14 protein-coding genes and 2 pseudogenes are annotated in these 13,788 nt (G+C 55.5%); 2 read left to right on the plus strand and 14 right to left on the minus strand.

Annotated features, from left to right (window positions below):
• Position 1: 1 nt before the first annotated feature.
• The 5 genes and pseudogenes from PHX60_RS01300 to PHX60_RS01320 all read right to left on the minus strand — a co-directional run.
• On the minus strand, positions 2-1,510 hold the full coding sequence (locus tag PHX60_RS01300) for a DUF4178 domain-containing protein (RefSeq protein ID WP_300073561.1): 1,509 nt from the start codon (positions 1,508-1,510) through the stop codon (positions 2-4).
• Between the two features lie 12 nt (positions 1,511-1,522).
• Positions 1,523-2,629: an SPFH domain-containing protein gene (locus tag PHX60_RS01305; protein WP_300073564.1), complete on the minus strand. Its 1,107-nt coding sequence runs from the start codon at positions 2,627-2,629 to the stop codon at positions 1,523-1,525.
• A 96-nt stretch (positions 2,630-2,725) separates the two neighbouring features.
• Entirely contained in the window at positions 2,726-3,295 is a 570-nt protein-coding gene (locus tag PHX60_RS01310) for a Uma2 family endonuclease (protein WP_300073567.1), read from the minus strand.
• A 66-nt stretch (positions 3,296-3,361) separates the two neighbouring features.
• The gene (locus PHX60_RS01315) at positions 3,362-3,664 is read right to left on the minus strand and encodes a flagellar basal body protein (protein ID WP_300073571.1); all 303 of its coding nucleotides are present in this window, start codon (positions 3,662-3,664) and stop codon (positions 3,362-3,364) included.
• Positions 3,665-3,923: 259 nt separating this feature from the next.
• Positions 3,924-4,532 (minus strand): annotated as a pseudogene (locus PHX60_RS01320) (type I glyceraldehyde-3-phosphate dehydrogenase); the annotation flags it as partial.
• A gap of 33 nt (positions 4,533-4,565) precedes the next feature.
• On the opposite strand from PHX60_RS01320, the gene PHX60_RS01325 reads away from it, so the two are divergent.
• On the plus strand, positions 4,566-4,949 hold the full coding sequence (locus tag PHX60_RS01325) for a type II toxin-antitoxin system RelE/ParE family toxin (RefSeq protein ID WP_300073573.1): 384 nt from the start codon (positions 4,566-4,568) through the stop codon (positions 4,947-4,949).
• Positions 4,933-5,256, plus strand: coding sequence for a DNA-binding transcriptional regulator (locus tag PHX60_RS01330; RefSeq protein ID WP_300073575.1), 324 nt, complete (start codon positions 4,933-4,935; stop codon positions 5,254-5,256). The genes PHX60_RS01325 and PHX60_RS01330 overlap by 17 nt, the downstream gene beginning before the upstream one ends.
• A gap of 108 nt (positions 5,257-5,364) precedes the next feature.
• On the opposite strand, the gene PHX60_RS01335 is transcribed toward PHX60_RS01330, so the two are convergent.
• The 9 genes and pseudogenes from PHX60_RS01335 to PHX60_RS01375 form a co-directional block, all read right to left on the minus strand.
• Positions 5,365-6,225, minus strand: a complete 861-nt coding sequence (locus PHX60_RS01335; RefSeq protein ID WP_300073578.1) for a hypothetical protein — start codon at positions 6,223-6,225, stop codon at positions 5,365-5,367.
• Positions 6,226-6,365: 140 nt separating this feature from the next.
• Positions 6,366-6,875, minus strand: a complete 510-nt coding sequence (locus PHX60_RS01340; RefSeq protein ID WP_300073581.1) for a hypothetical protein — start codon at positions 6,873-6,875, stop codon at positions 6,366-6,368.
• A 155-nt stretch (positions 6,876-7,030) separates the two neighbouring features.
• Positions 7,031-7,339 carry an addiction module antidote protein gene (locus PHX60_RS01345; RefSeq protein ID WP_300073584.1) on the minus strand — a complete coding sequence of 103 codons (309 nt, stop codon included), beginning with the start codon at positions 7,337-7,339 and terminating at the stop codon, positions 7,031-7,033.
• Positions 7,340-7,415: 76 nt separating this feature from the next.
• Complete coding sequence (gene gap, locus PHX60_RS01350; protein WP_300073586.1) at positions 7,416-8,414, minus strand: type I glyceraldehyde-3-phosphate dehydrogenase; 999 nt, start codon at positions 8,412-8,414, stop codon at positions 7,416-7,418.
• Positions 8,415-8,452: 38 nt separating this feature from the next.
• Positions 8,453-10,522, minus strand: a pseudogene (gene tkt / locus PHX60_RS01355) (transketolase); the annotation flags it as partial.
• A 109-nt stretch (positions 10,523-10,631) separates the two neighbouring features.
• On the minus strand, positions 10,632-11,273 hold the full coding sequence (locus PHX60_RS01360) for a histidine phosphatase family protein (RefSeq protein ID WP_300073589.1): 642 nt from the start codon (positions 11,271-11,273) through the stop codon (positions 10,632-10,634).
• 20 nt (positions 11,274-11,293) lie between these two features.
• A complete protein-coding gene (gene ttcA / locus PHX60_RS01365) occupies positions 11,294-12,235 on the minus strand; it encodes a tRNA 2-thiocytidine(32) synthetase TtcA (protein WP_300073591.1) in 942 nt (313 codons plus the stop codon).
• 27 nt (positions 12,236-12,262) lie between these two features.
• The gene (locus PHX60_RS01370) at positions 12,263-12,634 is read right to left on the minus strand and encodes a dihydroneopterin aldolase (RefSeq protein ID WP_300073594.1); all 372 of its coding nucleotides are present in this window, start codon (positions 12,632-12,634) and stop codon (positions 12,263-12,265) included.
• A 26-nt stretch (positions 12,635-12,660) separates the two neighbouring features.
• Positions 12,661-13,446 (minus strand): SDR family oxidoreductase, encoded by a 786-nt coding sequence (locus PHX60_RS01375; protein WP_300073597.1) that lies wholly within the window; start codon positions 13,444-13,446, stop codon positions 12,661-12,663.
• Positions 13,447-13,788 lie beyond the last annotated feature (342 nt).

The following is a 13,788-nucleotide window of genomic DNA, read 5'->3' on the forward strand; positions in this document are numbered from 1 at the left end:
TTTATTTATGACCGCCGCCGGTAGAAAAGCCACCAAACGAGCCGCCTGAACTGCGGTAACTGCCACCGCCCCCCGAACCACCACTGGAATTGTTCGAGCAGGTACTCAGCAGCACCAAAATAATCAAAATCACAAAGGCTATCAAAATCAGGGTGCCACAGCCGATGCCCGAACTGCTCGACAGCGGCGCGGCATCTTGGCGCTTGAACAGGTTTTTGTTGGCATCGAGCTTAAAAGCCGCCGCTACCTTGTCGCTGGTGATTTTTTCACCGTGCGACCACGTCACTTCTTGCGGCGTTTGCTCCATCGACAGCAAGCCCTTGGGGCCAGCAAAATCACGGTTAAAGGTTTTTTGGCCGCGCTCTACTGGCCAGTAGAACTCGCCCAGCACATAGGTGGTTTCGGCCTTGTAGCTGTATTGCAGTTGGTAGCTTTGGCCCAAATAGCTGGCGGTTTTGCCACCACCGGCCAGTTTGGGTGCGCCGGTGGTGGGGCGCACCAAGCTCCAGCCATCTTCGGCATCCACCAGAAAGCAAAAACCCCGTTTGCGATGGAACAGCAGGTATTCGCTCCAGCCAAACTGCTCATCGTCGCCGGGTTCTTGGCCCATGCGGTGCTGAAAGCCTACCACCTGCCACTGCACGCCCTCTAATTGGCCCAAGCTGCCCAAGGGAATCAGCGGTTGCACCGGCTCCTGTTGCAGGGCATGGCGCAACTCGCCGCCCACGCCGCTGTCCAAGGTGATGATGCTGGCGCACGAGGGGCAGGTCAGGCTTTTGGTGCTGCTGAGTTTGACCGTGACCGGCGCGCCGCAGTGCGGGCAATTGAATTGGCGGCCTTTTTCTTCTTTGACCGATTCTTCTTTCAGGCCCTGCAAATGCAGGTCTTCTAACTGAATGGCCCGGCCCCGCTCTACCTTGGGTGGTGTGCTGCCGTAGTCAATCGACAGCACTTCGCCATCTTCGCTACGCAACTCCACCATGCTGAATTTTTCGCCCAGCGCGGGCAGTTTGGGCAACTCGCCTTGGGCCGACATCAACGCCGCCTGCACATTGGCGGCCACGCTGTACGGTTTGCCATTGATGGCGGTGGTGATGCCAATGCGAAATTGGCTGGCCGCTGGCAATTGGCGGCCCGCATCCACCGACCGGGTAAAGACGTAAGCGCCGTTGTCTTCGCCCAAGGTGGCCATGCTGCCATCTTGCAAAAAGGCCACCCACTCGGTCCAAGTGCCGGTTTCGGCTTTGTATTGCAAACGGCCAATCAGCGTGAAGGGCAGATTTTGGCCATCCAAGGCAATGCGCCCACTGGCATTCAGCTGCAAGGGGCTGTGGTCGTCAAACAGCTCGGCCATTTTGCCCAAGCGCTGCAACACCTCGCCATTGCGTACTACCGTGCTTTGGCAGTAGCCGCACACGGCGTGCGTGGATTGGGCGCTCTTAAACTCTACCGGCGCACCACAGCCGGGGCAGGGCGCACGGTAGCTGCGCTGGGGGGTGTCGGTGGCCATCCTCCGGGCCGCTTAGACCAGTTTTTTCAGCAGCTCGGCCTTTTTGGCATCGAACTCTTCTTGTGTCAGGATACCCTTGGCCTTGAGGTCGGCCAGTTTTTCCAGCGTGGACATGACCTCATCGGGCGAGATACCCACTGGGGCCACGGCAGGGGCCAGTGCTGCGGCCACTGGAGCTACTGGGGCCGCAGCTGGGGGAGCAGCGTGTGCGCCACCCAAGCCTGCTTGCATGGTCTGCGCCATCATCTGGCCCATCGCCATGCCTGCACCCAAGCCCATCGCATCACCGGCAATGCTGCCCCCGCCACCACCAGCTTGCCCAGCTGCTGCGGCAAACTGCGGAATGGCCTGTGCCGTTTGGTACTGCATGAACTTGCCCATGTCGTTGCCAATCATGCCCATGCCAATTTTTTGGTCGAGCAGCTTTTGCAGTTCTTCGGGCAGCGACAGGTTTTGTACCGTCAGGGTTTCTAGTTTGAGGCCAATTTTGGCAAAGGCCGGCTCCAGCTCTTTGGACAGGGCGTTGGCAAACATCAGCTGGTTGGCGGCCAAGTCTAAAAATGGTACGCCGCTGCTGGCAATGGCGTTGCTGATGTTTTGCAGCACCAAGCCGCGCAGCTGGCCATCGACTTCGGCCACGGTGTAAGCGGCGCGCGTGCCCGAGATTTCGGTGTGGAACAGTTTAGGGTCGGCCACGCGGTAGGCGTAGTTGCCAAAGGCGCGCAGGCGCACAGCACCAAAATCTTTATCGCGGATGGTGATGGGCTGTGGCGTGCCCCATTTTTGGTCAATTTGCTGGCGTGTGCTGAAAAAATAGACATCGCTCTTGAAGGGCGATTGGAACAGCTTGTCCCAGTTTTTCAGGTAAGTGAGTACCGGCAGGGTTTGCGTGGTCAGTTTGTAGGTGCCGGGGCCAAACACATCGGCCACCTGCCCTTCGTTGACGAACACCGCCATTTGCGACTCGCGCACCACCAGTGTGCCACCGTTCTGGATTTCCATGTCCAGCATCGGATAGCGCCAAGCCAGCGTGCCGTCGCTGTCTTCGGTCCATTGCAGGATGTCAATGAATTGTTTCTTGACAAAATCGCTCTTAAAAACGTCGAAGAAGGAGGCCATGCTTGCTCCCGAGGGACTCAAAGGGTGGAAAAGAGAGAAAACGAGTAGCCCGCATCATAGCGCCCGAGGGTGCTGGTGGGCGCTCAGGCTGGGCGCTCAGTCCAGGTCTATCTCGGCATAGAGCGTTTCGGCATCTAGCGTTACATCGACACTGGCCAAGACCACAGATTCTGCCGACTCAAACGGGTGCAACACCCACAGCCCATCGGGCTGCTTGCGAAACACATCCACCCGGCGGCGTTCTATATCCACCAGCGCATACTCGGCCAAGCTGGGCATTTGGCGGTAACGCTGAAATTTCTCGCCCCGGTCGTAGGCTTCGGTGCCGGGCGATAACACTTCGACAATCAGCAACGGCTCGCGCTTGATTTGGCGGCTTTGGGCATCGGCTGCACTGCAAGTGACGACGATGTCGGGGTAAAAGTAACTGCTGGCAGCATCGGCTTGCACCTTCATATCGGCCATGAAAGTACGGCAGGGCGTGCCGCGCAAATGCTGGCGCAAGGCCATATAGACATTTCCAGTGACCGTGACATGCCGGTCTTCGGCACCGGCCATCGCAAAAATTTCGCCATCGACAAACTCATGGCGCTCGGGCTGGGTAGCCTCCCAGGCCAAATAATCATCGGCGCTGAAGCTGGCTTTGGTTTGCGGCAAGGCGGACATGGTGGCACTCCCAAGGAACTTAAAAGCTAAGCGGCCATGATAGCGCCCGAGGGGGTTGCGCTGCGCTTAGGCGCGCTCGTCAAGCAGCGTGCCCATCATGCGGCTTTCGGTTTCGACCGACAGCAGATTGGCAGCAAATGAATAGGTGGCCGAAATTTGCTCCACCGCCTCTTTTTCTAGCCGCACTTGCTCGTTGCTTTGGCGCTCCATGCGCGCACGGGTGCCCGCGTTGTCGGGGGCAGCTTCTTGCTTTACGGCTACGCGCTTGTAGTTGGGGGTGTCGGCATTGGCCACATTGTTGGCCGATGCATCCAAGCGCATTTGTGCCGCCTGCATACCAGAACTGCCGATGGAACCAAGAGAGGCCATGATAGGAACCTTTGAAAGTGGAGCTAAAAACAGAAATGGATTAGATACCAGATGCTGGGATTCTCTACCGGAGCGCTAGTTCCGTAAGTAACTGGCAACCACGGGGCGCAACAAGTTAGGTACTTCGGTAGCGCGAAAAAGCAGGAAGCTCAACAAAAATTGCTTTCATCAGAGCAGTGTACGTTACTTGCGTAAGTTAGCACGGACAACAAAAAACGCGCCCGAAGGCGCGTTGTTACAGGCTGAGGCAACAGCTGGTTTACTTAGAAACCACGCGCACCATTTCCAAACACTTGTTCGAATAACCCCATTCGTTGTCGTACCAGCTGACTACCTTGACGAAAGTGCCATCCAGCGCGATACCAGCGTCGGCATCAAAGATGGAAGTGCGGGTGCCGCCACGGAAGTCGGTGGCTACCACCTTGTCTTCGGTGTAGCCCAGCACGCCCTTGAGTGCGCCTTCGGATTGGGCCTTCATTTCGGCCTTGATTTCTTCGTAAGAAGCGGCGTTTTCCAGCTCCACGGTCAAATCGACCGCGGACACGTCCGAGGTGGGCACGCGGAAGGACATGCCGGTCAGCTTCTTGTTCAGCGATGGAATCACCACGCCCACAGCCTTGGCAGCGCCAGTGCTAGAGGGAATGATGTTTTCCAAGATGCCACGGCCACCGCGCCAGTCTTTGTTGGAGGGGCCATCGACGGTTTTTTGTGTGGCAGTCGCTGCGTGTACGGTAGTCATCAGGCCGCGCTTGATGCCCCACTTGTCGTGCAGCACCTTGGCCACAGGGGCCAAGCAGTTGGTGGTGCAAGAAGCGTTGGAGATGATGGCCTCGCCCTGGTAGGTGTCGTGGTTCACGCCAAACACAAACTAAAATATGCCACTTAGTGGCATACTATACACATGAATCGAGTTTTCAAAACGCGGTACTTTGCCCGCTGGATGCGTAAAACCGACCTCACCGATCAGGCATTGTGTGCAGCCGTGGCAGAAATGTCGCAAGGCTTGATCGATGCTGATCTGGGCGGCGGGGTCGTGAAAAAACGAGTCGGCCTTGCTGGGCGTGGCAAACGCGGCGGAGCCAGAACTTTGGTTGCCACCAACAAAGGTAATCGCTGGTTTTTCGTGTTCGGGTTTGAGAAAAGCGAGCGGGCTAATATATCGAATGATGAATTAGCCGCGTTGCAGGATATTGCTGCTGACCTGCTGGGGCACACCGCGATTGCGTTGGATATCGCCGTTCAAGACGGTGCTTTACAGGAAATTTGCCATGACCACAAAAGCTAAGCCCAAAAGCCTTATTTTTGAGGCAGTCCATGAAACTGCCACAGATTTGCATCGTCTGGGGTTCATTGACAAGCGCAAGATGTTGAAATATGACGCGCTGTGTCTTGCACCAGTGCCACCGTACCACAGTGAACAAATCCGGGCCTTGCGCGAAAGGTTCAAGCTCAGCCAATCGGTGTTGGCCGCAGTGCTTAACATCAGCCTATCGACCGTGCGCAAATGGGAAATAGGTGATAAACACCCCAGTGGCCCCTCTTTGAAACTCCTCCATTTGCTGGAGCGCAAGGGTTTGGATGGCTTACTCTGAACGTATAAGGTAAGCGGCAGGTGCAAGCTGTCCACTTGAGCACCGGGTTAGCGCCAACGCCAAAAATAATTCGACCTTGGCCCCTTTATTCTTAATGCTATTTCGATTTCAGTTTGTTTTTAATTGAACTGTGTAGTTAAATGTTTCACCTGTCTCAAGAATAGTAAAAGAGTAGGTCAAATTTGCATATTGCCCACCAGTAAAAGGGGAGTGCAAACTGAAAGAAACAGATTGGCCATCATCTATTTTTTGATTATTTACTAGGCCATCAAAAAATGGCGTAATGGGCAAAAATGAATTATTATTAATGGCTTGTAAGTTGACTATCGTAAAGCTTTGCCCGGATGCTTTCAGCTTAAATTCACCAACTTTATAAGTTGATGCACATCCGCTACCAATACAATTTACACTAGCACTCATCATTGATGAAGTAGAATATGGAAGGGATAGCAATGTGTCACTGCAGTCATTAGAAAAAAATCCACACCCCCCTCCAAATCCTCCAAATAATGTTTCAGGAGTTTTGAATAGGCTCAATATTCCCGGCGGTCGATCAACAAGCTTTCCAATTTGGACATAAGTGCCGTTTTCAACCATCGACTCTACTGTCGATCCATATCCTACATACACCAAAGTACCAATAGCAGATCGAATATCTAATCCCGTTAATGAAAATGACTCAGTTGAAGAAACAGCTTTTCTTACGAATGGCACCGTTGCTTGGCCTGAATATGGAACGAAACCAGTAGATTCACTCCAAAAATAAAAATAATTATTTAAAAGGAAAGCCAAATAAATATTAGCATTACCAACTCTTTCTTCAGGAACCAAAACAGTCGTACTATAGGTTGTTGATTGCGATTGGCCTATTTGACTTCCTACTGCTGTAATTTGCGCACTTGAAATTGAATGCGCTAAAAACATTAAAATTGGAAAAATGAATTTGTAATATTTTTTTGTGGATTTCATTTGTTGATCTTTCTCTATAAAAATGTTTTATTAAACTACTGCTTCAAAAATAATATACTATGGAATACTAGGTAAATCCTAGACTTCAAAATTGGCAAACAACAATTTAACGATCTGACGGATTGAAATATTAGGTTGCATTAGGTTGCATTTCTCGGTTTCTCACTGTTAGCTAGGCGTTTAATCACTCGCTCAACTATCTTTGCTTCGATTTCTGTAAACTGAGCTTCTTTATTGTTCGCAGTGCCCGCGATCTTTTTTTTCAACTTGAAGAGTCGATAAGCACCATAGCCAAGTCCAGCTGCGCCGCCAATAGCCGCACTTCCAACTACGATGGGAACCCAGATGGGGGTAGAAGAAATGATCCCGGCTGACATCAGCGCGCCTTTAACTCCAGTTGCTCCGACAGTTGTTCCAAATGCTCCAGCACTACCGACAACGCTACCCGCGACACCGGAGAGATATAAAGCACCAGCTCCAAGAGTAGTAGAAGCTGCAGCAAGCAGGCTCCCAATAGCTGCGGTACTTAGATACGTACCAGCGACATACCCACCAACGGCCGATGTGACAATCATGCCACCAGCGGCATGTGGAACTAGAGTTCCGCCAGCAATAAGTGCGGAAATAATGGGGATAAGTGGCAGCGGCATATATAATCTGTCCTCTGATTTATTTTTTATGCCTAGCTACTCACCTCAAGTAAGTTTAAAAGACACTTGGTTCAAAAATTTTATCTTGGTTTATAAGAAGGTTACCACATAAAGTTCCCCCTCCCTACAAGGGCTTGGGAACAAAGGGGCCAGGCTCAGTTTTCCAAAACCACATTGGCGTGTGTCGATGTAGCCGTAAACGTCACGCCCAACGCACGGGTGACCCGCAAGATGGTATCAAAGCACGGCTTAGAGCCGGGGGCCAGCGCCTTGTAAAGGCTTTCGCGCCCTAGTCCGGCATCCTTGGCGACTTGGGCCATGCCCTTGGCTTTGGCAATGTGGCCAATGGCACAGAGCAACTCGTCAGCGTCGCCGTCTGCCAGCACTTGGGTCAGGTACTCGGCAATCGCCTCCTCGCTGTCAAGGTAGCGGGCGATATCAAAGGGAACCCGTTTTTCTGTCATCCCAAAACTCCTTGGCCAGCCACTTAAAAAAAACGCGCCCGAAGGCGCGTTGTTGCAGGCTACAGCGGCAGGCAGTTTACTTAGAAACCACGCGCACCATTTCCAAACACTTGTTCGAATAACCCCATTCGTTGTCGTACCAGCTCACGATTTTGACGAAGGTACCATCCAGCGCGATACCAGCGTCGGCATCAAAGATGGAAGTGCGGGTGTCGCCACGGAAGTCCGTCGCCACCACCTTGTCTTCGGTGTAACCCAGCACGCCCTTGAGCGCGCCTTCGGACTGGGCCTTCATTTCGGCCTTGATTTCTTCGTAGGAGGCGGCGTTTTCCAGCTCCACGGTCAAATCGACCACCGACACGTCCGACGTGGGCACGCGGAACGACATACCGGTCAGCTTCTTGTTCAGCGATGGAATCACCACGCCCACGGCCTTGGCAGCGCCGGTGCTAGAGGGGATGATGTTTTCCAAGATGCCACGGCCACCGCGCCAGTCTTTGTTGGAGGGGCCATCGACGGTTTTTTGCGTCGCAGTAGCGGCGTGTACGGTAGTCATCAGGCCGCGCTTGATGCCCCACTTGTCGTGCAGCACCTTGGCCACGGGGGCCAAGCAGTTGGTGGTGCAAGAAGCGTTGGAGATGATGGCTTCGCCCTGGTAGGTGTCGTGGTTCACGCCAAACACAAACATCGGGGTGTCGTCCTTGGAAGGAGCAGACAAAATCACCTTCTTCGCGCCTGCATCAATGTGCTTTTGCGCCGTGACCTTGTCCAAGAACAGGCCGGTCGATTCAATGACGACATCGGCACCGACTTCGTTCCACTTCAGGTTGGCCGGGTCGCGCTCTTGCGTCAGGCGGATTTTTTTGCCGTTGACGATGAGGTTGGAGCCTTCCACCGACACTTCACCCTTGAAGCGGCCATGCACGCTGTCGTATTGCAGCATATAGGCCAGATATTCGGGTTCCAACAGGTCGTTGATACCGACGACTTCGATGTCTTGGAAGTTTTGCAGCGCCGAGCGCAGTACGTTGCGGCCAATGCGGCCAAAGCCGTTGATGCCAATCTTGATGGTCATGGTTTTTTCTCCAGAGTTGCTTGCCAAAATCGAAAAAATTATTTGCGCTTGAGGGCAGCCTGCACGGTGGCGGCGACGTTCTCGGCGGTAAAGCCAAAATGCTCAAACAGTACCGGGGCGGGTGCCGATTCGCCGTAGGTGTCGATGCCAATCACGGCAGCGCAGCCGTACTTCCACCAGAAGTCCGTCACGCCCATTTCTACGGCAATGCGTGGCAAACCGGCGGGCAGCATGGCTTTTTTGTACTTCACGTCTTGCTGGTCAAAGGTGGTGGTGCTGGGCATAGACACTACGCGCACGGCAATCTTTTTCTCGGCCAGCAGGCGCTGTGCCTTGAGTGCCAATTGCACTTCAGAGCCAGTAGCGATGATGACGGCTTGGGCCTTGTCTTTCAGGCCCACATCGCGCGGCTCGGACAGCACATAAGCGCCCCGGCTGATGTCGCCCAAATCACGCTTGGGGGCGTAAGGCAGGTTTTGGCGGCTGAGTAGCAGCGCGGTGGGCTTGTTGCGATTGGAGATGGCTACGCTCCACGCCACAGCGGTTTCTGCCGTGTCGGCGGGACGCCACACATCCAGATTGGGAATCAGGCGCAGGCTGGCGGCGTGTTCGATGGATTGGTGCGTCGGGCCATCTTCGCCCAGCCCGATGGAGTCGTGGGTAAAGACGTGTACCACGCGCAGCTTCATCAGCGCGGCCATGCGGATGGCGTTGCGGCTGTAATCCGAGAAGGTCAGGAAAGTACCGCCGTAGGGGATAAAGCCACCGTGCAGGGCCACACCGTTCATGATGGCGGCCATGCCGAACTCGCGCACACCGTAGTTGATGTGGCGGCCACCGACCAGTTGGCCGTTGATTTCAGTTTGCACCACATCACCGGCAGCGTCAAAGCGCAAGTTGGGCGTGCTCTTGGTGTTGGTCAGGTTGGAGCCGGTCAGGTCGGCACTGCCGCCGAGCAGTTCAGGCAGGGCGGCGGTAAAGGCTTCCAGTGCCAACTGGCTGGCCTTGCGGCTGGCCACGGTCTCACCATTGCGATGCGCGTGGACCACGGTATCCACGGCCACTTGGGCAAAGCTAGGGGGCAGGTCGCCATTCATGCGGCGGGTGAACTCGGCAGCCAACTCTGGGAAGGCTTTGCTGTAGGCGGCAAAGCGCTTGTTCCAGTCGGCTTCCAATTTGGCACCGGCCTTGGTGGCGTTCCAGTCGGCAGCCACGTCCTTAGGAATCACAAACGGTGCGTGTTCCCAGCCCAGCTCTTTGCGCGTCAGGGCGATTTCTTCGGCACCCAGTGGCTCGCCGTGCGCTTTGGCGGTGTTGGCGCGGTTGGGGCTGCCCTTGCCGATATGGGTCTTGCAGACGATCAGCGTGGGCTTGTCGCTGCTTTGCTTGGCTTGGGCGATGGCGGCATCGACTGCATCGGCATCGTGGCCGTCGATGGGGCCAATCACATTCCAGCCGCAGGCGGTAAAGCGCTGGGGGGTGTTGTCGATGAACCAAGGGGCGACTTGGCCGTCAATGCTGATGCCGTTGTCGTCGTACAGAGCGATCAGCTTGTTCAGCTTCCAAGCACCGGCCAAGGCTACGGCTTCGTGGCTGATGCCTTCCATCAGGCAGCCATCGCCCAAAAAGACGTAGGTGTGGTGATCCACAATGGTGTGGTTGACCTTGCCCGCCTTGCGGTTGAACTCTTTAGCCAACAGCTTTTCTGCCAGTGCAAAACCCACGGCATTGGTAATGCCTTGGCCCAGTGGGCCAGTGGTGGTTTCGACACCGGGGGTCACGCCGACTTCGGGGTGGCCAGCGGTTTTGCTGTGCAGTTTACGGAAGTCCTTCAGCTCTTGCATCGGCAGGTCGTAGCCGGTCAGGTGCAACAGCGCGTACAGCAGCATGGAGCCGTGGCCGTTGGACAGCACAAAGCGGTCGCGGTCGGCCCATTGGGGGTTGGCGGGGTTGTGCTGGAGGTGGCGGCCCCACAATGCCACGGCCATATCGGCCATGCCCATAGGGGCGCCGGGGTGACCGGAGTTGGCTTGTTGAACGGCATCCATTGCGAGTGCGCGGATTGCATTCGCCATTTGTTGAGAGTTGGCCATGGGGCAGGTCCGGAGGGTGGGAACGGTGGAAAGTTGCGGATTTTACCGAGAGGCGCAAGGTGTCTCGAATCTAGCTTCTATGGTGGCCTATGCTGCTGTAGGGATTGGATACCGCTAACGCGACCTAAACCGTAGATTCATCGCGGCTGCTGTGCGCCTCTAGGTGTTGCGTATCCGCCCAACCGACCAGCGTCAGCCCCTCTGGTGTCCAGAGTAGGCGGTTGATGGCAGCGTTGGTCAACATCCAGGTGCGCGGTGCTTGCAGGCTTTGGCCGGTGGCGAGGCGGTACAAAATATCCATCACCCCCCCGTGGGCTACCAGCACCACCAAGCCGCCAAGGTGTTGTTGGGCCAACCGGCTGGTCGTGGCTGCGATACGGTCGCGCAATTGCAACAGGCTTTCGCCCCCATCAGCTGCAAAATGTGGGTCGCGTTCGCGCCAGCGCCGCGCTTGCTCGGGGTGGCTGATTTCTACTTCGGCAAAGGTGCTGCCTTCCATATCGCCAAAGCAGCGCTCACGCAGGCCCGGCTCTGGGGTTAAAGGCGCGCCGGTGGTGTCGGCCAAGGCTTGGGCGGTGGCTTGGGCGCGTTGCAAATCACTGGCATAAATCGCTGTGATAGGCTCGTCGGCCAGCGCGCGTGCTACCTGCTGGGCCTGCCAGTGGCCGATGTCATTGAGCGGAATGTCCAAATGACCTTGGATGCGCGCATCGACATTCCAAGCGGTTTCGCCGTGGCGAATGGCAATCAATCGGGTGGCTTGCATGGGATTTAGATTTAACCGGTTCAACCTATCTGCACCACTTGCACCCCCGGCAAGCTGGAGGGGGCAGAGAACTCTTCGGTATCAAAGGCTTTGTCGCCGTTGTCGTCGGCGATGCCAGTGGCTTGGGCGTTGGCAAAGTCAAACAGGCGGCCATCCAACAAGTGGCTGGGCACGACGTTTTGCAGCGCGTTGAACATGTTTTCGATGCGGCCCGGAAAGCGTTTTTCCCAATCGCGCAGCATCTCGCCCACCTGTTTGCGTTGCAGGTTTTCTTGGCTGCCACACAGGTTGCACGGGATGATAGGGAAGTTGCGGTGCGCGGCCCAGCGCGTGGTGTCTTTTTCGGCCACAAACGCCAAAGGCCGGATAACCACATGTTTGCCATCGTCACTGACCAGCTTAGGCGGCATCGATTTGAGCTTGCCACCAAAAAACATGTTCAGCAGCAGGGTTTGCAAAATGTCGTCGCGGTGGTGGCCCAAGGCAATTTTGGTCGCACCCAGCTCATCGGCCACGCGGTACAAAATGCCCCGGCGCAGCCGACTGCACAGGCTGCAAGTGGTTTTGCCTTCGGGAATGATGCGCTTGACGATGCTGTAGGTATCTTCGTTCTCGATATGGAACGGCACGCCGGTGCTTTTGAGGTAGTCGGGCAGCACATGCTCCGGAAAGCCGGGTTGCTTTTGGTCTAAGTTGACGGCCACCAAGTCAAAGTGAATCGGGGCGCGCGCCTTGAGTTTGAGCAGGATGTCCAGCAGGGTGTAGCTGTCTTTGCCGCCCGACATGCACACCATGACCTTGTCGCCCTCTTCAATCATGTTGTATTGCACGATGGCGCGGCCCGCTTCGCGGCACAGGCGCTTTTCCAGCTTGTGGGTTTCGCGTTCTATTTTGAAGCTTTTGTCTGGCGTGGACGTGGCGGCTTCTTCAGCCGTCCAACTGGGGGGATTACTTGCGTTCATAAAAAAAGGGGAGGGATTCGAGCAGATTTACCACTGTCCGGTTTCGACACGAATCGCCACTTCGCAGTCATCAAAAATTTCGAGTTTGGCAATTTTGACGCGCACGCCCAACACACCGGGCAGCAGCATGAGGCGGTGCGCCAATTTGCCAATCAGGCTTTCTAACAAGTTGACGTGTTCGGCGGTGCATTCATCAATGATGATTTGGCGCACCTTGCGGTAATCCAGCACATGGGCGATGTCGTCATCACGTGGGCGCAAGGGCTGCGTGCCCAAGTTGAGTTCCGCATCCACTTGAATGGGCTGGGGGGCGGTTTTTTCGTGGTCTAGGATGCCCAAATTGGCATTAAAACGCAAACCAATCAGCGTTAGGATATGGGTGCCTGCGGCGTTGTACATAAAAAATCAGGGCGTGCGCCGCAAGGTTACATCAGCGAAAAATCGCGCTCAAACTTCAGCAAATGCTGGCCGCCATCCACCAGCAAGGTGGTGCCGGTGATGGAGCGGTTTTGCAACGCAAACTGTACCGTGGCAGCTACATCTTCCGCCGTGGAGGAACGCCCCAGCGGACTTAAAGCGTGCAATTGCTGGAATTTTTCTGCGGTTAAAAACGGGCTGGTCAGGGTCAGGCCGGGCGCTACCCCGACCACGCGCAGACGTGGGGCCAAGGCCAGCGCCAGCATGGTGTTGGCCGCTTCTAAGGCGGCCTTGGACAGGGTGTAACTCAAAAAATCGGGGTTTTGGTTCCAGAGTTTTTGGTCTAGCAAATTGACCACGGCGCCTTGCACGTGGGCCTCGCCCGCAGCGGCGCGTGCCTCTAGGTGCTGGTGCAGGGCTTGCGCCAGAATAATCGGGGCGGCGGTGTTGCTACGCAGGTGTTTTTCTAAGCTGGCAAAGCCCAAGCTGGCCGCATCATCGTGTTCAAACAAAGAGGCGCTGTTGACCACTGCATCCACCGTACCAAAATGCGCCAGCACTTGGGGCAGCAAAGCGCGGACAGCGGCTTCATCGTCAAAGTTGGCAGCAAAGCAGGCGCTGACTGCGCCCAAGGCTTGGCAGTCTGCCACGGTGGCTTGTGCCTCGGGGGCCGAGTGGCGGTAATGCACGGCCACCTGCCAACCGGCAGCGGCCAGTGTCAGGGCGATTTGGCGGCCCAAACGCCGGGCAGCGCCAGTGACCAAGACAGTACGGGAACGGGGAGAGGTAGACATCCAAAGACCACGCAGGCCGTGCAAAGACAGAAGGCCCAAGTTTAACGACTGGCCTGCACCAGCAGGTCGGGCGGCATTGCATCAAAAAAGTGGGATTGCTAATTTGTAAACAAGTGATTACGATGATTCCATGTAAACCATCAGGAAAGTCTAAGAGTTGACAACGAGCGCAACAACCAAGCTTGCCGAGCTATCTACCTTCGACGTGGCACAGGCCGTTCTGCAATACCTACGCAAATCTAATCATTTCTGATTAAATCTACCGCTTGCTTCCTGCTTCACAGAGGCCGGTTTCACTCGGGTCTTACGACCCAAGCCAGCGCCTTCCTCTCCACAGGCTGT

Source organism: Giesbergeria sp. (assembly GCF_028686475.1).
GTDB lineage: Bacteria > Pseudomonadota > Gammaproteobacteria > Burkholderiales > Burkholderiaceae_C > Simplicispira.

Excerpts from the sequence above, each read along its gene's own strand:
- PHX60_RS01345 (WP_300073584.1), bottom strand. The coding sequence starts at position 7,339 with ATGACAGAAAAACGGGTTCCCTTTGATATCGCCCGCTACCTTGACAGC.
- PHX60_RS01360 (WP_300073589.1), bottom strand. The coding sequence starts at position 11,273 with ATGCAAGCCACCCGATTGATTGCCATTCGCCACGGCGAAACCGCTTGG.
- PHX60_RS01370 (WP_300073594.1), bottom strand. The coding sequence starts at position 12,634 with ATGTACAACGCCGCAGGCACCCATATCCTAACGCTGATTGGTTTGCGT.
- PHX60_RS01315 (WP_300073571.1), bottom strand. The coding sequence starts at position 3,664 with ATGGCCTCTCTTGGTTCCATCGGCAGTTCTGGTATGCAGGCGGCACAA.
- PHX60_RS01305 (WP_300073564.1), bottom strand. The coding sequence starts at position 2,629 with ATGGCCTCCTTCTTCGACGTTTTTAAGAGCGATTTTGTCAAGAAACAA.
- gap (WP_300073586.1), bottom strand. The coding sequence starts at position 8,414 with ATGACCATCAAGATTGGCATCAACGGCTTTGGCCGCATTGGCCGCAAC.
- PHX60_RS01300 (WP_300073561.1), bottom strand. The coding sequence starts at position 1,510 with ATGGCCACCGACACCCCCCAGCGCAGCTACCGTGCGCCCTGCCCCGGC.
- PHX60_RS01335 (WP_300073578.1), bottom strand. The coding sequence starts at position 6,225 with ATGAAATCCACAAAAAAATATTACAAATTCATTTTTCCAATTTTAATG.
- PHX60_RS01340 (WP_300073581.1), bottom strand. The coding sequence starts at position 6,875 with ATGCCGCTGCCACTTATCCCCATTATTTCCGCACTTATTGCTGGCGGA.
- PHX60_RS01325 (WP_300073573.1), top strand. The coding sequence starts at position 4,566 with ATGAATCGAGTTTTCAAAACGCGGTACTTTGCCCGCTGGATGCGTAAA.
- ttcA (WP_300073591.1), bottom strand. The coding sequence starts at position 12,235 with ATGAACGCAAGTAATCCCCCCAGTTGGACGGCTGAAGAAGCCGCCACG.
- PHX60_RS01310 (WP_300073567.1), bottom strand. The coding sequence starts at position 3,295 with ATGTCCGCCTTGCCGCAAACCAAAGCCAGCTTCAGCGCCGATGATTAT.
- PHX60_RS01375 (WP_300073597.1), bottom strand. The coding sequence starts at position 13,446 with ATGTCTACCTCTCCCCGTTCCCGTACTGTCTTGGTCACTGGCGCTGCC.
- PHX60_RS01330 (WP_300073575.1), top strand. The coding sequence starts at position 4,933 with ATGACCACAAAAGCTAAGCCCAAAAGCCTTATTTTTGAGGCAGTCCAT.